Annotated in this window: 17 protein-coding genes; 6 read left to right on the top strand and 11 right to left on the bottom strand. The window is 76.6% G+C overall.

Annotated elements, in window-relative coordinates; translation table 11 throughout:
• Both AC5FZL_RS09535 and AC5FZL_RS09530 read right to left on the bottom strand, forming a co-directional pair.
• The coding region (locus AC5FZL_RS09535; RefSeq protein WP_493618345.1) for a response regulator at positions 1 to 302 on the bottom strand (302 nt) is incomplete at its 3' end.
• 405 nt (positions 303 to 707) lie between these two features.
• On the bottom strand, positions 708 to 1721 hold the full coding sequence (locus AC5FZL_RS09530) for a MerR family transcriptional regulator (RefSeq protein ID WP_493618344.1): 1014 nt from the start codon (positions 1719 to 1721) through the stop codon (positions 708 to 710).
• Between the two features lie 222 nt (positions 1722 to 1943).
• Here AC5FZL_RS09530 and AC5FZL_RS09525 point away from each other — a divergent pair, with 222 nt between their 5' ends.
• A complete protein-coding gene (locus AC5FZL_RS09525; RefSeq protein ID WP_493618343.1) occupies positions 1944 to 2270 on the top strand; it encodes a WhiB family transcriptional regulator in 327 nt (108 codons plus the stop codon).
• A gap of 146 nt (positions 2271 to 2416) precedes the next feature.
• On the opposite strand, the gene groL is transcribed toward AC5FZL_RS09525, so the two are convergent.
• Both groL and groES read right to left on the bottom strand, forming a co-directional pair.
• Entirely contained in the window at positions 2417 to 4030 is a 1614-nt protein-coding gene (gene groL / locus AC5FZL_RS09520; protein WP_493618342.1) for a chaperonin GroEL, read from the bottom strand.
• A 141-nt stretch (positions 4031 to 4171) separates the two neighbouring features.
• Positions 4172 to 4468 carry a co-chaperone GroES gene (gene groES / locus AC5FZL_RS09515; protein WP_493618341.1) on the bottom strand — a complete coding sequence of 99 codons (297 nt, stop codon included), beginning with the start codon at positions 4466 to 4468 and terminating at the stop codon, positions 4172 to 4174.
• Between the two features lie 227 nt (positions 4469 to 4695).
• Here groES and AC5FZL_RS09510 point away from each other — a divergent pair, with 227 nt between their 5' ends.
• The 3 genes from AC5FZL_RS09510 (at position 4696) to AC5FZL_RS09500 (ending at position 8626) form a co-directional block, all read left to right on the top strand.
• Entirely contained in the window at positions 4696 to 5901 is a 1206-nt protein-coding gene (locus tag AC5FZL_RS09510; protein ID WP_493618340.1) for a class I SAM-dependent methyltransferase, read from the top strand.
• A 96-nt stretch (positions 5902 to 5997) separates the two neighbouring features.
• On the top strand, positions 5998 to 7068 hold the full coding sequence (locus tag AC5FZL_RS09505; RefSeq protein ID WP_493618339.1) for a winged helix DNA-binding domain-containing protein: 1071 nt from the start codon (positions 5998 to 6000) through the stop codon (positions 7066 to 7068).
• A gap of 94 nt (positions 7069 to 7162) precedes the next feature.
• Positions 7163 to 8626 (top strand): aminotransferase class I/II-fold pyridoxal phosphate-dependent enzyme, encoded by a 1464-nt coding sequence (locus AC5FZL_RS09500; RefSeq protein WP_493618338.1) that lies wholly within the window; start codon positions 7163 to 7165, stop codon positions 8624 to 8626.
• An 18-nt stretch (positions 8627 to 8644) separates the two neighbouring features.
• Here the strand turns inward: AC5FZL_RS09500 and AC5FZL_RS09495 are convergent, their stop codons facing one another.
• The 5 genes from AC5FZL_RS09495 to tsaB form a co-directional block, all read right to left on the bottom strand.
• Entirely contained in the window at positions 8645 to 9136 is a 492-nt protein-coding gene (locus AC5FZL_RS09495; RefSeq protein ID WP_493618337.1) for a hypothetical protein, read from the bottom strand.
• Positions 9133 to 10179 (bottom strand): lipoate-protein ligase LplAB, encoded by a 1047-nt coding sequence (lplAB, locus tag AC5FZL_RS09490; RefSeq protein WP_493618336.1) that lies wholly within the window; start codon positions 10177 to 10179, stop codon positions 9133 to 9135. The genes AC5FZL_RS09495 and lplAB overlap by 4 nt, the downstream gene beginning before the upstream one ends.
• 28 nt (positions 10180 to 10207) lie before the next feature.
• The gene (gene tsaD, locus AC5FZL_RS09485; protein WP_493618335.1) at positions 10208 to 11266 is read right to left on the bottom strand and encodes a tRNA (adenosine(37)-N6)-threonylcarbamoyltransferase complex transferase subunit TsaD; all 1059 of its coding nucleotides are present in this window, start codon (positions 11264 to 11266) and stop codon (positions 10208 to 10210) included.
• On the bottom strand, positions 11263 to 11748 hold the full coding sequence (gene rimI, locus AC5FZL_RS09480; RefSeq protein ID WP_493618347.1) for a ribosomal protein S18-alanine N-acetyltransferase: 486 nt from the start codon (positions 11746 to 11748) through the stop codon (positions 11263 to 11265). The genes tsaD and rimI overlap by 4 nt, the downstream gene beginning before the upstream one ends.
• 62 nt (positions 11749 to 11810) lie before the next feature.
• On the bottom strand, positions 11811 to 12512 hold the full coding sequence (gene tsaB / locus AC5FZL_RS09475) for a tRNA (adenosine(37)-N6)-threonylcarbamoyltransferase complex dimerization subunit type 1 TsaB (protein WP_493618334.1): 702 nt from the start codon (positions 12510 to 12512) through the stop codon (positions 11811 to 11813).
• A gap of 100 nt (positions 12513 to 12612) precedes the next feature.
• On the opposite strand from tsaB, the gene AC5FZL_RS09470 reads away from it, so the two are divergent.
• Entirely contained in the window at positions 12613 to 13119 is a 507-nt protein-coding gene (locus tag AC5FZL_RS09470; RefSeq protein WP_493618333.1) for a MarR family winged helix-turn-helix transcriptional regulator, read from the top strand.
• On the top strand, positions 13116 to 14873 hold the full coding sequence (locus tag AC5FZL_RS09465) for an MDR family MFS transporter (RefSeq protein WP_493618332.1): 1758 nt from the start codon (positions 13116 to 13118) through the stop codon (positions 14871 to 14873). Before AC5FZL_RS09470 ends, AC5FZL_RS09465 begins: the two co-directional genes overlap by 4 nt.
• Positions 14874 to 14877: 4 nt before the next feature.
• On the opposite strand, the gene tsaE is transcribed toward AC5FZL_RS09465, so the two are convergent.
• Positions 14878 to 15366 carry a tRNA (adenosine(37)-N6)-threonylcarbamoyltransferase complex ATPase subunit type 1 TsaE gene (gene tsaE / locus AC5FZL_RS09460; RefSeq protein ID WP_493618331.1) on the bottom strand — a complete coding sequence of 163 codons (489 nt, stop codon included), beginning with the start codon at positions 15364 to 15366 and terminating at the stop codon, positions 14878 to 14880.
• Positions 15363 to 16550, bottom strand: a complete 1188-nt coding sequence (gene alr / locus AC5FZL_RS09455) for an alanine racemase (RefSeq protein ID WP_493618346.1) — start codon at positions 16548 to 16550, stop codon at positions 15363 to 15365. Before alr ends, tsaE begins: the two co-directional genes overlap by 4 nt.
• Between the last annotated feature and the right edge of the window lie 89 nt (positions 16551 to 16639).

Genomic DNA, 16639 nt, shown 5'->3' with positions numbered 1-16639 from the left:
TAGCCGCGCGCCCCGGCGGTGACCGCGCGGGCCACCCCGTCGACGTCCTCGGCCACGGTCAGCATCAGCACCGCGGCACCGGGGTGGCGCGAGAGCAGGCGGCGCGCCGCCTCGACCCCGCCGATGCCGGGCATCCGCACGTCCATGAGCACGAGCGCGGGGCGCTCGGCGGCCCAGCGGGCCAGCACCTCCTCGCCCGAGGACGCACCGAGCACGCGGGCCACGCCGGCCACGCCGGCCACCGCCCGCCGCAGGTTCTCCCGCACGACCGGGGAGTCGTCGCACACCATCACCGTCGACACCGGGGACCTCCGCACACGTGGGCACCGCCGGCCAGGGCGGCCGGCTCTTCCCCGTCCCCATCGGCACGGCACAGGGGGCACCTGAGGACGATCCGGGCGCGGGATGCGACCGGCCCGCGGCGCCCCCCGCTGCGCACGGGGCGCCCCTGTGCCATCCAGACGGGCACGGAGCCGCCCCGTGCCCGCTCCGGGTGGGCACAGGGCCGCCCACCGGGCCCCGGGACCGCCGGGCGGACGAGGAGCCGGCGGGTCAGGGAGCCGCGGTCAGGGTGCGGCGGTCAGGGAGCGGCGGTCAGGGAGCGGCGGTCAGGGTGCGGCGGTCAGGGTGCGGCGGTCAGGGAGCCGCGGTCAGGGAGCCGCGGTCAGGGTGCGGCGGGTCAGGGAGCGGCGGTCAGGGAGCGGCGGTCAGGGAGCGGCGGCGAGGGCGAGGAGCTCGCCGGCGGCGGCCAGGTCGTCGGTGCGCGAGGCGGTGCGGCCCTCCGGCACGCGCACGCCCTCCCACCCGGGACCGGACAGGACCAGGCGGGCGGGGGCGCGCAGGCGCGGGAGCGCCGCGAGCTGCGCGCCGTCGCGGACCGGGTGCGCGGCGTGCAGCAGGACCGCCACCGGACCGGTGCGCCGCACGGCGGCGGCCAGGGCCTCGCGCGGCAGCCCGGGGGCGAGCACCCGCGGGACCGCTCCCGTGGCCGCCACCTGCGCCGCCAGGACGTGCAGCGGCAGGCTGGTGGTCTCGCCCTCGGCGGCGGCGAGCAGCACGACCGCCGAGGTGGTGCGCTGCGGCGCGGGCAGCCCCCGCAGCGCCTCCAGGACGGCCGCGGAGAGCAGCACCTCGGTGTCGATCCCGACGCCGGTGGCCTCCCAGCGGCGCCCGAGAGCCCGCAGGGCCGGCGCGACCAGCTCCTCCCACGCCGCCACCGGGCCGAGCCGCTCGCAGGCCGCCGCGACCAGGCGCGTGCACGCGGCGGCGTCGGAGTCGAGCGCCGCCTGCTGCAGCGCGTCGCGGCCCGCTGGCGAGGGCCTGCGGGTCAGCGGCGTGCGGGCGTCGACCAGGGCCGCGGTGGCGCGCGCGGCGCTGACCAGCTCCTCGGCGGCCGGGCTGGTGAGCACGTGGACGACGGGAGCCGACCCGCCGTCGCCGGCCTCGTCGCCGGGCACGTCCGGGGTCGAGCCGATCGCCGTGCGCGCGGCCACGACGGGCGGCACGCCCTCGAGGGTGAGCCGGCGCATGACCACGAGGCGGGCCAGGTCGGCGGAGGTGTAGCGGCGGTGGGCGCCGGCCTCGTGGGCCGAGGGGCCGAGCCCGTAGCGCCGGGCCCAGGTGCGCAGCGTGGCCGGGGCGACCCCGAGCCGGCGCGCCACGGCGGCCACCGTGAGGGCCGGCGGGCCGTCGTCCACGGGGCCGGGCTCGGGCGGGCTCATGCCGCCAGTGTGGGACGGGCGGGGCGGCGCTGCCACTCATCGACGCGCGGGTGGGTGCCCCCGGCGAAGAACCTTGATCAGGTGCTTGAACAACGTCTGGCGCGGTTGTAGTGTCGTCATCGACCGGTACCGGCGCCGCTGGGGATCTAGTACCCCCACGTGCTGACGGACCAAACACCGGTGCGACCGAACGGCCGCACCAGCAGCACCTGAGGAGAACCGATGGCTGAGATCTCGCGACTGCCCGGCCCGGTGGCCGACGTCTGGGAGTGGCAGCTCCAGGGCGCGTGCCGCGACTACGACACCAACCTGTTCTTCCACCCCGAGGGCGAGCGCGGCCCGGCCCGCCGCAACCGCGACGCCGCGGCCGTGGCCGTGTGCAGCGCGTGCCCCGTCGTGGAGGCCTGCCGCTCCCACGCCCTCACCGTGCGCGAGCCCTACGGGGTCTGGGGCGGCCTCACCGAGGACGACCGCGAGCGCATCTACGCCGCGCAGCGCGTCAGCCGCACCGCCGAGACCACCCTCACCGCGGTGGCCGACGCGAGCTGAGCACCACCGCCAGACCAGCACCACCGCGAGACCAGCACGACGAAGGCCCCCGCCAGTGGCGGGGGCCTTCGTCGTGCTCAGGGGGTCCTCAGCGGGTGCCGAGGGGGCGCTCCCCCGAGCCGCGCGCGGCTCGGGGGAGCTGGAGGTCAGTGACCGTGCCCGTGCCCGTGGCCAGCGGCCTCGGGCTCCTCCTCGGGCTGCTCCACCACGAGGGTGTCAGTGGTCAGCACCATGGCCGCGATGGAGGCGGCGTTCCGCAGCGCCGAGCGCGTCACCTTGACCGGGTCGATGACTCCCTGCGCGAGCAGGTCGCCGTACTCGCCGGTGGCGGCGTTGAGGCCGGAGCCGGCCTCGAGGCCGCGCACGCGCTCCACGGCGACGTAGCCCTCGAGCCCGGCGTTCTCGGCGATCCAGCGCAGCGGCTCGACCACCGAGAGCTGAACGATCCGAGCGCCCGTGGCCTCGTCACCGGTCAGCGACAGGGAGTCGACCGCGGAGGCGGCGTGCACGAGGGCGGAGCCGCCACCGGCGACGATGCCCTCCTCGATGGCCGCGCGGGTCGCCGAGACGGCGTCCTCGATGCGGTGCTTGCGCTCCTTGAGCTCGACCTCGGTGGCCGCGCCGACCTTGATGACGCAGACGCCGCCGGCCAGCTTCGCCAGGCGCTCCTGCAGCTTCTCGCGGTCCCAGTCGGAGTCGGTGCGCTCGATCTCGGCCTTGACCTGGCCCACGCGGGCCTGGACCTCGGCCGGGTCGCCCGCGCCGTCGATGATCGTGGTGTCGTCCTTGGTGACCACCACGCGGCGGGCGGAGCCCAGCACCTCGAGCCCGACCTGGTCGAGCTTGAGGCCGACCTCGGGGCTGACGACCTGGGCGCCGGTGAGGATCGCGACGTCCTGGAGGATCGCCTTGCGGCGGTCGCCGAAGCCCGGGGCCTTCACCGCGACGGCGGTGAAGGTGCCGCGGATCTTGTTGACCACGAGGGTCGACAGCGCCTCGCCGTCGACGTCCTCGGCGATGATGAACAGGGGCTTGCTGGTCTGCAGCACCTTCTCCAGCAGCGGCAGCAGCTCGGCGACCGAGGAGATCTTGCCCTGGGTGATGAGCACGTGGGCGTCCTCGAGGACGGCCTCCATGCGCTCGGAGTCGGTGACGAAGTAGGGCGAGATGTAGCCCTTGTCGAACTGCATGCCCTCGGTGAAGTCGAGCTCGAGCGCCATCGTGGAGGACTCCTCCACGGTGATGACGCCGTCCTTGCCGACCTTGTCGAAGGCCTCGGCCAGCAGGTCGCCCACGGCCGCGTCCTGCGCGGAGATGGTGGCGACCTGGGCGATCTCCTCCTTGCCGCCGACCTCGCGGGCGGTCTCGAGCAGCTGCGCGCTGATCGCGTCCACCGCGGCGTCGATGCCCCGCTTGAGGGCGGCCGGACCGGCGCCGGCGGCGACGTTGCGCAGGCCCTCGTGGACCATCGCCTGGGCCAGCACGGTCGCCGTCGTGGTGCCGTCACCGGCCACGTCGTTGGTCTTGGTGGCGACCTCCTTGGCCAGCTGGGCCCCGAGGTTCTCGTAGGGGTCCTCCAGCTCGACCTCGCGGGCGATGGTCACCCCGTCGTTGGTGATGGTGGGCGCCCCCCACTTCTTGTCGATGACGACGTTGCGGCCGCGGGGGCCGAGCGTCACCTTCACGGCGTTCGCGAGCGCGTCCACGCCGCGCTCGAGCGCGCGCCGGGCTTCGTCGTTGAACAGCAGCGTCTTGGCCATGTCTGACTACCTCGATCTGGTTCGGGAGGTGCTGGGCTGTGCGCGGACGGCGGACGCCCCGGGGCCCGGTGCGTACCGGGCCGCCGGGGCGCGCCGTTCAGGGGCCGGGGCGGCGGCTGGCGCCGCTCTCCGGCCGGTGGATCACTGGGTGACGATGGCCAGCACGTCGCGCGCAGAGAGCACGAGCAGCTCCTGGCCGCCGTACTTGACCTCGGTGCCGCCGTACTTGGAGTAGATGACCTTGTCGCCGACGGAGACGTCCAGCGGGACGCGGTTGCCGTTGTCGTCGATGCGGCCCGGGCCCACGCTCAGGACCTCGCCCTCCTGGGGCTTCTCCTTCGCGGTGTCCGGGATGACCAGGCCGGAAGCGGTCGTCTGCTCGGCGTCGAGCGGCTTGACGACGATGCGGTCTTCGAGCGGCTTGATGGAGACCGACACGTGCGGACCTCCCCTTCGCTTGTGAGGGTGGTGCTCTGACAGCGGTTCAGGTGGTGCGATGTCTGCGCCGCGCTGCGGTGCCGTCCGTCGTCGCGGTGCCGGCCGGCGCCGCCGCAGCAGCTGGCACCCTCACGGGGAGAGTGCCAGTGCGACTCTAGGACCGGCGTTAGCACTCGGTCAACCGGAGTGCCAGCCACCCGGGTGCTCGGGCGTGCGAGGATCGGGGCGTGGACGCAGCAGGGCTCTCGGCGCTGCTGACGCCGGAGGGCTGGGCCCTGCTCGAGGCGCTGCCGCCCTACCGCGAGGACGCCGCGATGGGCCTGGCCGAGCGCCTGCGCGGCGAGGGCGTCGACCCGGCGCTGGTGGCCGCGGCCCTGACGCAGTCCCGGCTGCGCGCCCGCGCCGAGAGCAAGTTCGGGCCGTTCGCCGCCGGCATGCTCTTCACCGTGGAGGGCCTGGCCCAGGCCACCCGGCTGGAGGTGGCGGCCCGGCACGCCCAGCGCTTCGCCCTGGCCGGCGTCGAGCGCGTGGCCGACCTGGGGTGCGGCATCGGCGGGGACGCGATGGCGCTGGCCGGCCTGGACCGCCGGGTGCTCGCGGTCGACCGCGACGAGACCACCGCCGCCGTGGCCACGGTGAACCTGCGCCACTGGCCCGAGGCCCAGGTGCGCCAGGCCGAGGCGATGTCGGTGGACCTGTCCGGCGTGGACGGCGCCTGGCTGGACCCGGCCCGGCGCACCGCCAGCGGCCGCCGCGTGCTCGACCCCCACCGGGCCTCCCCGCCCTGGGACGCCGTGCTGGAGGTCGCCCGCGCCGTGCCGGCCACCGGCGTCAAGCTCGCGCCGGGCATCCCGCGCGACCTCGCCCCGCCGGGAGCAGAGACCCAGTGGGTGTCGGTGGACGGCGACGTGGTCGAGGCGGCGGTCTGGTTCGGGCCGCTGGCCCGCCCGGGCCTGCGCGCCAGCGCGCTGGTGCTGCGCGACGGCGGGGCCACCGAGGTCGACGACGTCGGGATGGGCACCCCGGACGCCGTGCGCGACGCGTCCGGCGTGGGCACCTACCTCTACGACCCCGACGGCGCCGTCGTGCGCTCGGGCCTGGTCGGGCAGGTCGCGGCCCTGGTCTCCGGGCGGCTGCTGGACCCGACGATCGCCTACGTCACCTCCGACGTCCTCGTGCGCACGCCCCTGGCGCGCGCCCTCGTCGTCGAGGAGGTGCTGCCCTTCGGGCTCAAGGCCCTGCGCACCCGGCTGCGCGACCGCGGCGTGGGCCGGGTCGAGGTGCTCAAGCGCGGCAGCGCCCTGGAGGTCGAGCAGCTGCGCCGCCAGCTCCGCCTGTCCGGGCCGGGCGAGGCCACCGTGGTGCTGACCCGGGTCGCCGGCCAGCAGAGCGTGGTGCTGGCCCGCCCGGTCGCCCGCGCGGCGCCGGCCTGACCCGCTCCGGTTGCGCAGCGTGACGGAATCCCCACCTGTGGAGAACACCTGGGGAGAACTGCCGGAACGGTCGGTGACGCCCCCTAGCGTGGGCCCGTGATCACGACCCGCGAGGTGGCGCTCCTCCGGCTGGTCGCCCAGCGCCTGGCCGGTCCCGCGTGCGGCTCCGCCGCCGAGACCGTGCGCTGGATGGGCGCCGTCCAGGCGCAGGACGAGCGCAGCGCCCGCACCGCCGTCGCCCTGCGCACGCGCGAGGGCACGGCGGCGGCGGTCGCTGCGGCGATGGACGCCGGCGAGGTGGTCCGGTCCTGGCCGATGCGCGGCACGCTGCACCTGGTGTCGGCCGAGGACCTCGGCTGGATGCTCGCCCTGACGAGCGAGCGCCTGATCGCCGGCGCCGCCTCGCGGCGGGCGGCCCTCGGCCTGGAGCCCGAGCACCTCGAGCTGGCGCGGCAGATCGCCGTCGAGGCCCTGTCGGGCGGGCGGCGGCTGCGGCGCGAGCAGCTCCTGGCCCTCTGGGAGGAGGCCGGGCTGCTGGGCGTGAAGCAGCGCAGCTACCACCTGCTGTGGCACCTGGCCCAGAGCGGCGCCGTGGTCTTCGGCCCCACCCGCGAGGGCGAGGCCGAGCTCGTGCTGCTCGCCGAGTGGGTCGCCGCGCCGCGACCGCTGGAGCGCGAGGAGTCCCTCGGGGAGTGGGCGCTGCGCTACTTCCGCAGCCACGGGCCCGCCACGGCGAAGGACTTCGCGTGGTGGACGGGCCTGCGCGCCGCCGACGTGAGGGCCGGCGTGGCGCTGGCGAGCCCCTCCCTGGAGCAGGTGGTGGTCGACGGCGCGCTCCAGCTCATGGACCCGCAGACCCCTGACCGGCTGGCCGCCTGCCGCTCCGAGGCGCAGGGCGTGCTCCTGCTGCCGGCCTTCGACGAGCACCTGCTCGGCTACGCCGACCGCAGCGCGGTGCTGCCGCGCGAGCACGCCGACCGGGTCGTGCCCGGCGGCAACGGGATGTTCCGGGCCACCGTCGTGGCCGACGGCCAGGTCGTGGGCACCTGGCAGCGCAGCCGGAGCCGGGCGCGCGGAGCGCCGCCGGGGGTCGAGGCCACGGCGTTCACCGCCTTCTCCCCCGCCGTCGAGGAGGCCCTGCCGCGGCTGGCGGCCGCCCTGCCCTGAGCGCCCGCCGGTTTGCCCTCTCGGGCGTCGGGTAGCGCAGGACTGCGCTCCGGGCGGCTCCGGCCGGAGGCCCGCACCCTGGAGGCCGCACCGCATGGACCACTCCCGCACCCCCGTCCTCGAGTCGATCCTCGAGTTCCGCCGGCGGAACGACGTCGTCTACGGCCCGCCCGGCCACAAGCAGGGCCGGGGCGCTGACCCGCGGGTGGTGGAGGTCGTCGGGGAGGGCGTCTTCGCCTCGGACATCCTCACGCTGAACGGGCTGGACGACCGCCGCCAGTCCCAGGGCGTGCTGACCCAGGCCGAGGACCTCATGGCCGACGCGGTCGGCGCCGACAAGGCGTTCTTCTCCACCTGCGGCAGCTCGCTGTCGGTCAAGAGCGCGATGATCTCCGTCGCCGGGCCGGGCGAGAAGCTCCTCGTCTCGCGCAACGCCCACAAGTCCGTCATGGCGGGCGTGATCATCAGCGGCGTGCAACCGGTCTGGGTGCACCCGCACTTCGACGAGCACCTCCACCTGGCGCACCCGCCGGAGCCGCAGGACGTGCGGCGGGCGCTGGAGGAGCACCCCGACGCCAAGGGGATGCTGCTGATCTCCCCCACCGACTGGGGCACCTGCGCCGACATCGCCGGGGTGGCGGCGGTGTGCCACGGATTCGGCGTGCCGCTGATCGTGGACGAGGCGTGGGGTGCGCACCTGCCCTTCTCCCCCGACCTGCCCGCCTGGGGCTCGCAGGCCGGCGCCGACGTCGTCGTGACGAGCGTTCACAAGATGGGCGGCGCCATCGAGCAGAGCTCGGTCTTCCACCTGTCCGCCGACCTGGTCGACGCGAAGGTCCTCAAGGCCCGCGAGGACCTGTTGGGCACCACGAGCTCCTCCTCGCTCGTCTACGCCACCCTCGACGGCTGGCGGCGGCAGATGGTGGAGCAGGGCGAGGCCCTGCTGGCGGCCGCGCTGGCGCGCGCCGAGCGGGTGCGCCGCGCCGTGGACGAGCTGGACGGCCTGGGCCTCATGGGCCGCGAGGTGGTCCGCCCCGGCGGCGCGTTCGACCTCGACCCGCTGGCGCTGACCATCGACGTGCGTGAGCTGGGCATCACCGGCTACCAGGCCGTGGAGTGGCTGCGCGCGGAGTGCCAGGTCGACATCGGGTCCGCCGACGTCTGCCGGATCGGCGCCCGCCTGACCCACGGCGACGACGACGAGACCGAGGAGCGCCTGGTCACCGCCCTGCGCCGGCTGGTGGCGGAGCACGACAGCATCGAGGCGCCGCCGCGCGTGGACCTGCCCTCGCCGCCCGACCTGCAGCCGGAGACGGTCATGCTGCCTCGCGACGCCTTCTTCGGCCCCGTGGAGCAGGTGCCGGTCGACCAGGCCGTCGGGCGGATCGCGGCCGAGATGGTCAGCCCCTACCCGCCGGGCGTGCCGGTGCTGGCCCCCGGCGAGGTCGTCGACCAGGGCACGGTCGACTACCTCACCACCGGGGTGGCCGCCGGGATGCTGATCCCGGACGCCGCGGACCCGTCGATGCAGAGCCTGCGCGTCGTCGCCCGCCCCTGAGGGCCCGCGGGCGCCGGCTCAGCGCGGGCAGCCGGCCCCGGGCGGCAGGCCCTCGACCGCGACCGGCAGGTGGCCCGGGGCCGGGGCCGCGCCGGTGAGGACGTCGACCAGCGCCGCGAAGGCTCTCGGGGTCCGCCCGAACAGCGCGACCCGAGCCGTCGCGGCCGTCGAGGCGGCCACGAGGGCGGCCGCGGCGGCGGGGTCGGTGCCGGACCAGCGGGCGACGAGCACCTGCCCGGCGACGTGGTCCAGGTCGAGGGCGGCCACCGCGCGGGCGGCCGCCTCCTCCTCGGCGGCGGTGGGGGTCGTCGCGCGCGTCGGCTCCGGTGCGCGCTCCGGTGCCGACTCGGGAGCGGGCTCGGGAGCGGGCTCGGCGCCGGGCCCCGCCGTCGGCTCCGCGGTGGCCCCAGGAGCCGTCGACGACGCGGCGGCCCGCGGCGGCGCACCGCTCCCGGAGCAGCCGGCCAGCACCAGCGCCCCCGCGGCGAGCACGGCGGCCAGCCGCCTCACGGCACCCGCGCGGTCCAGGCCGGGTCGGCGAACTTGGTCGCGGCCAGCTCCTGGGCGGCGGCGAGCTCGGCCGCGGTGACGTCGCCGTCGACCAGCCCGTAGCGGGCGCGGAAGGAGGCCGCCATCGCCTCGATGACGGCCTCGCGGGCCATGCCCGTCTGGCTGCGCAGCGGGTCCACCCGCTTCGCCGCGCTCGTCGTGCCCTTGTCCGAGAGCTTCTCGCGCCCGATCCTCAGCACCTGCAGCATCTTGCCGGCGTCGATGTCGTAGGACATCGTCACGTGGTGCAGCACCGCGCCGGGCACCCGCTTCTGCGCCGCCCCGGCGATCTTGCCCGCGGCCGAGACGATGTCGTTGATCGGCCGGTACTCGGCGCGCACGCCGAGGTCGGCGAGGGCGCCGATCACCCACTCGTCGAGGACGGCGTAGCTGTCGACGAAGCTCAGGCCCTGGACGAGGGAGTCCGGCGCTGTGAGCGACCACGTGATCGTGTTGCCCGGCTCGGCGAACATCGCGCCGCCGCCGCTGACCCGGCGCACCACGCTGACGCCCAGGCGCTCCGCGGCCTCGGCGTCGACCTCGTTGCGCAGCGACTGGAAGCTGCCGATGATCACCGTCGGCCGGTCCCACTCCCACACCCGCAGGGTCGGCCCGCGCCGGCCGGCGGCCACCTCGGCGGTGAGCACCTCGTCCAGGGCCATGAGCAGCTCCGGGCTCTCCGGGCCGCGGTGCACCAGCTGCCAGTCGTGGTCGGCGAAGCCGGTCGCCCGCGCCAGCGCCCGGCGGACCACCGTGGCGACCGCCTCGGCGCTGACGCCGACCATCACCGTTCCCGGTGGCACCGCGGCGGCCACCCGGGCCGCCAGCGCCGGCGCGTCGGCGTCGGCCGGGGCGCCCTCCAGCGCGGCGTCCATCGCCTCGAGGGCCTCGCCGGGCTCGAGGAAGAAGTCGCCGGACAGCCGCACGCGCCGCAGGAGGCCGTCCTCGACGTCCAGGTCGACGACGACGAGCTTGCCGCCGGGCACCTTGAACTCGCCGTGCACCCTGGCTCCTCCCTCGGACACGCGGACCTCAGACCAGGACGTCGGTGACGGGCAGGGAGGAGTCCGCCGGCAGGCCCAGGTCGGACGGCGTGCGGCCCCGGGAGACCATCAGCGACCCGAGCGCGGCCACCATGGCGCCGTTGTCGGTGCACAGGCCCGGCCGCGGCACCCGCACGGTGATCCCGGCGGCGGCGGCGCGCTCCTCGGCGAGCACCCGCAGCCGGGAGTTGGCGGCCACCCCGCCGCCGATGAGCAGCGTGCTGATGCCCTGCGCGGTGCACGCCGCGACGGCCTTGCGGGTCAGCACGTCGACGACGGCCTCCTGGAAGGACGCCGCGACGTCGGCCACCGGCACCGCCTCCCCCGCGGCCCGCCGCGCCTCGACCCAGCGCGCCACCGCGGTCTTGAGGCCGGAGAAGGAGAAGTCGTAGGGGTGCTCGCGCAGGTCCTTCGCCGAGCTCAGCCCGCGGGGGAACGCGATCGCCGCGGCCTGGCCCTCGCGCGCGGCGCGGTCGACCAGGGGCCCGCCGGGGAAGCCCAGGCCCAGCAGCCGGGCCACCTTGTCGAAGGCCTCGCCGGCGGCGTCGTCGATGGACTGGCCCAGCGGCTCGACGTCCGCGCTGACGTCGTCGACGCGCAGCAGCGAGGAGTGCCCGCCGGAGACCAGCAGGGCGACGGCCGGCTCGGGCAGCGGACCGTGCTCGAGGGTGTCCACGGCGACGTGCGCGGCGAGGTGGTTGACGCCGTACAGCGGCACGCCGAGCCCGAGCGCGAGCGCCTTGGCCGACGCGACGCCGACCATGAGCGCCCCGGCCAGCCCCGGCCCGGCGGTCACCGCCACCGCGTCGACGTCGGTGAGGGCGACGCCGGCCTCGCGGCACGCGCGCTGGATCGTGGGGACCATCGCCTCCAGGTGCGCGCGGCTGGCGACCTCGGGGACGACGCCGCCGAACCGCGCGTGCTCGTCCACGGAGCTCGCGACGGCGTCGACGAGCAGGGTGGACCCCCGCACGATGCCGACGCCGGTCTCGTCGCAGGAGGTCTCGATGCCGAGCACCAGGGGCTCGGACGTCGTGCTGGTGCTCACCGGGTCAGGGTAGGCCCGGGCCGCGACGGACCTGACGGCTCCGCAGCGCCGCCGAGGCGCAGGCGCATGACGAGCGCGTCGACGTCGCCGGGCTGGTAGTAGCGGCGCCGCACGCCGATCCGGGTGAAGCCGCGGGCGGCGTACAGGCGCTGCGCGCGGTCGTTGTCGGCCCGCACCTCCAGCAGCACGGACGTGGCGCCGCGGGCCCGCGCCTGCGCGACGAGCGCGTCGACGAGGGCCCCGCCCAGCCCCCGCCCCTGCGCCGCGGGCGCCACGGCCACGGTCTGGACGTCGGCGTCGTCACCGCCGGCCGTGGCGAGGCCGGCGTAGCCCAGCAGCGGGCCGCCGCCGGCGTCCTGCGCCACGACGTACCAGCGCCCGGCAGCGGCCAGCTCGGACCAGAACGCCTCGGCGCTCCACGCGGTCGCCCCGAACAGGGCGCGCTCGAGGGCGACGACCTCCTGCACGTCCCACCAGCGCATCGCCCGCAGGAGCGGCGCCGGGGCCGACGCGGGCGCGGAGGGCGCCGGGGCCTCGCTCGCGCTCACGCCGTGACGCGCTTGGAGGCGGCCGGCTCGGTCGCGTCCGGCCGGCGCAGGTACAGCGGGTCCGGCGGCAGGAGCGGCTCCCCGCGGGTGAGGCGGTCCGCCGCGAGCGCCGCCAGCGCCCCGGGGTCCAGGCCCGCCGCGGAAGCCGATCCGGCAGCCACTGCCGGCGCGGGCAGCGCCTCGGGGTAGAGCGCTGCGCCGCGGCCCACGCAGGGCAGCCCCTGCACCGGCACGTCCGTCGCGGCGCCGACGGCGGGACCCGCCGCCCGGCTCCACCCGCGCAGCGGGTCGCCGGCGTCGGCCACGGCGTAGCGGGCCCAGTGCACCTCCCGCCGGCGCGCGTCGGTGGCCACGACGAAGCCGCCCGCCAGGGCCTCCGGCGAGGCGGCCAGGGCGGTGGCCGCCACGGCGTCCAGGCTGCACACCCCGTGCACCGGCACGCCCAGGACCAGGCCGAGGGTGCGCGCGGTGACGAGCCCGACCCGCAGGCCGGTGAAGGGCGCGGGGCCGACGCCGACGGCCAGCGCCGTCAGGTCGCGGCGGTCCGCCCCGGCCTCGGCGAGCACCGCGCGCACCGCCGGCGCGAGGAGCTCGGTGTGGCGGCGGGGGTCGTCCTCGGCGCGGGCGGCGAGCACCCGCGACCCGTCGTGCAGGGCGACGCCGACCGCGGCGGAGGTGTCGAGGGCCAGCAGGAGCACCGCGCCAGGCTAGGCCCCCTGCCCCGGCTCGAGGAGGGGGCGGGGCGGGACCGGCGTCCGCCCGATGGTTGTATGCAGCAAACAGTCGTATGCTCGACGGGTGCAGCCCCCCGACGAGCACGCCGGCGCCGCCGGGCGGCTGTTCACGCAGGTCGTCGCCTTCTCCCGGGTGGTGCACGCCTTCAAGGCGCAGGCCGCCAGCCGCTCGGCCCACACCCTGCTGATGCCGCTGACCGGCCTCGGCCCGATGCGGATGACCGCCCTCGCCGAGGTCGTCCGCGCCGACCCGTCCACGACCAGCCGCCACGTCGCCGACCTCGTGCGCGAGGGCCTCGTGGCCCGCGAGCCCGACCCCGACGACCGCCGGGCCCACCTGCTCGTGGTGACCGCGGCCGGGCGGGCGGTGGCGGCGGAGCTGCGCCGCGAGCGCGCGCAGCTCATCTCCGACGCCCTGTCGGCCTGGTCGCCGGCCCAGGTCGACGCCCTGGCCGCCGACCTCCACCGCTTCACCACCGACCTCGGCGCCGCCCTGGTGACCGACCCGGCCCCCGTCCCGGCCCCCGACCCGCCGCCCGTCCCCCCCGCGACGTCCCTGGAGGACCGTTGAGCACTCCCGCGTCCCGCTCGGCCCCTGCCGCCGACGGCACCTTCACCCACCGGCAGATCCTCACGATCCTCAGCGGCCTGCTGCTGGGCATGTTCCTCGCCGCCCTGGACCAGACCGTGGTCTCCACGGCGATCCGCACGATCGCCGACGACCTCCAGGGCTACGACCTGCAGGCGTGGGCGACCACGGCGTTCCTCATCACGTCCACGATCGCCACGCCGCTGTACGGCAAGCTCTCCGACCTCTTCGGACGCCGGCCCTTCTACCTGCTGGCGATCGGCGTGTTCGTCGTCGGGTCGGCGCTGTGCTCCCTGGCCTGGTCGATGTACTCCCTCGCCGCCTTCCGCGCCGTCCAGGGGATCGGCGCCGGCGGCCTCATGTCGCTGGCCTTCGCGATCATCGGCGACCTCGTGCCGCCGCGGGAGCGCGCGAAGTACCAGGCGTACTTCATGGCCGTCTTCGGCTCCTCCAGCGTCCTGGGCCCGGTCATCGGCGGCCTGCTCGCCGGCGCCGACTCCCTGGCCGGCCTCACCGGCTGGCGCTGGATCTTCCTCATCAACGTGCCGCTGGGCGTCGTGGCGTTCGTCGTCGTCGCCCGCGTGCTGCGGATCCCGCACGTGCGCCGCCCGCACCGCATCGACTGGCCCGGCGCCCTGGCGCTGACCGTCTTCCTCGTCCCGCTGCTCATCGTGGCCGAGCAGGGCCGGGAGTGGGGCTGGACGTCGTCCGGCGCCCTGCTCTGCTACCTCGTCGGCGCGGTCGGGCTCGCCGCCTTCATCACCGCCGAGGTGCGCTACCGCGACGAGGCGCTCCTGCCGCTGCGGCTCTTCGCCAACCGCACCTACGGGGTCGGCGTGGCCTCCAGCCTCATCGTCGGCATGGGCATGTTCGGCGGCCTCCTGCTGCTGCCGCAGTACCTGCAGGTGGTCCGGGGCTCCTCCCCCACGGTGGCCGGCCTGCAGATGCTGCCGCTCGTGCTCGGGATCATGCTCGCCGCCGGCACCTCGGGCGCCCTGACCTCCCGCACCGGCCGCTACAAGGTCTTCCCGGTCGTCGGCACCGCGGCGATGACCGTCGCGATGCTCCTGTTCTCCCTCGTCGGGGCCGACACGCCGCTGTGGCGGATCATGCTCGTGATGCTGCTGTTCGGCATCGGCCTCGGCTTCAACATGCAGACGGTGATTCTCGCGGTGCAGAACGCCGTCGACCCGCGCGAGATGGGCGTGGCCACCTCCGCGGTGACGTTCTTCCGCCAGATCGGCGGCACGCTCGGCACCGCGGTCTTCCTCTCGGCCCTCTTCAGCCTCCTCGGCGGGCGGATCGCCTCGGCGTTCGAGGACGCCGCCGCCGACCCCGCCTTCCAGCGGGCGCTGGCCGAGGACCCCGACGCCGCCGGCCGGCTCCAGGCCGCCACCAGCGGCGGGCTGAGCAGCACCGAGCAGTTCACCAGCCTGCCCGCGGTGCTGGCCCAGCCCTTCCGCGTCGGCTTCACCGACGCCATGGACAGCATCTTCCTCATCGCCGCGGCCGTCCTCTTCGTCGGCTTCGTCATCACGGTGTTCCTGCCCGAGCTGCCGCTGCGCACGATGTCCGGCGTGCAGGCCCAGGCGGCCGGCGCCGGTGCCGTCGGCGGGGGGCCGGCGGGGTCGACCAGCGACGCGGCCCCGGCGGCGCAGGCCGTCGCGCCCACGGCCAGCGCCTTCGCCCCGCCCGGGAGCATCGACCAGGCGGTCCCCGACCCCGACCGGCGCTGACGCCTCAGGCCCCGGTGAGCCCCTCCAGCGCGGAGCCGGCCCACCGGGGCCCGACCCCGCGCAGGACCGCGGTGCGCTCCTCGCCCGCGCTCTCGGCGCCGGGGCGCGTCAGGGCGACCTCGAGGCGCTCGCCGCTGAGCCGCTCCACCAGCCCCTGGCCCCACTCGACGACGGTCACCGACTCCTCCAGCGAGGCGTCCAGGTCCAGGTCGTCGACCTCGGCGAGCGAGCCGAGCCGGTAGGCGTCGACGTGCACCAGGGCGGGGCCGCCGATCAGCGAGGGGTGCACGCGGGCGATGACGAAGGTCGGGCTGGTGATCGGCCCGCGCACCCCGAGGCCGTCCGCCAGGCCCTGGGTGAGGGTCGTCTTCCCGGCGCCGAGGTCGCCGGTGAGCACCACGAGGTCGCCGGCCCGCAGCCGCCGGCCCAGCCGCTCCCCCAGCGCCCGGGTGTCCTCGGCGGTGGGCGCGACCACCTCCACGGGCCCGCTCACGACCGGACCACCCCGGACGTCCCCACGTAGCGGCGCGGCAGGCGCGCGCTCGTCCGCGCGACCACCTCGTAGCTGATCGTCCCGGCCGCGCGGGCCCAGTCCTCGGCGGTGGGGCCGCCGTCGCGACCGTCGCCGAAGAGCACCACCTCGTCGCCCGCGCGCGCGTCCCCCGCGCCGGGCAGCCCGGCGAGGTCGACGACGAACTGGTCCATGCACACCCGGCCCGCCACCGTCGTCAGCCCCCCGGCCACCCGCACCGGGCCGGTGCCGCTGGCGGAGCGCGGGACGCCGTCGGCGTAGCCCAGCGGCACCAGGCCGAGCCGGGTCGGCGCCGGGGTCGTGTAGGCGTGGGCGTAGGAGACGCCGACGCCCGCGCCGACGTCCTTGACCATCGCCAGGCGGGCCCGCAGCGTCATCGCCGGGCGCAGCCCGAAGCGCTCGGGGCCGGCGAGGTCGGGCACCGGTGACAGGCCGTAGACGGCCAGGCCCGGGCGCACGAGGTCGAAGCGCGCCGCGGGGTTGGTCAGCGTGGCGGCGGAGTTCGACAGGTGCCGCAGCTCGAAGCGGGCCCCGGCCGCCTCCGCCACGGCGACGGCCCGGGCGAAGACGTCGGTCTGGCGCGCGACCGTGGGGTGGTCCGGGGCGTCGGCGAAGGCGTAGTGCGACCACGCGCCCACCACCTGCACCGTCCCCTCGGCCTGGGCCGCCAGGGCCGCGGCGACCAGGGCGGGCCAGTCCGAGACCGTGGCACCGCCGCGGCTCAGGCCGGTGTCGACCTTGAGGTGCAGGCGGGCGGTGACGCCGCTGCGCTGCGCGGCGCTGGCCGCAGCGGCCACGGCGCCCGGCGAGGACACCGACAGGTCCACGCCCGCGGCCACGGCTGGGGCGAGGTCCTGTCCGGGGGCGTGCAGCCACGCCAGCACGGGCGCGGTGACCCCGGCCGCACGCAGGGCGAGGGCCTCGGCGAGCTGGGCCACGCCCAGCCACGTGGCGCCGCCGGCCAGGGCCGCGCGGGCGCTGGGCACCAGGCCGTGGCCGTAGGCGTCGGCCTTGACCACTGCCATCACCGCGGCCGAGCCCGCCCCGGCCACCAGCGCGCGGGTGTTGTCGGCGATGGCGTCGAGGTCGACGACGACCTCACCGGTCCAGCCGTCGTCCCAGCCGTCGGTCGACCCGTCGTCCAGCGCGCTCACGTCCACTCCCCGGTGGTCAGCAGGTGGGCCACCACGGCGGGCACCGCGGCGGAGACGGCCTCGGCGTGCACCGGACCGCC

Source organism: Quadrisphaera sp. DVD1 (assembly GCF_058932755.1).
Note: the sequence above shows the minus strand (reverse complement) of the source record. Positions and strands in the feature narration are given on the sequence as shown.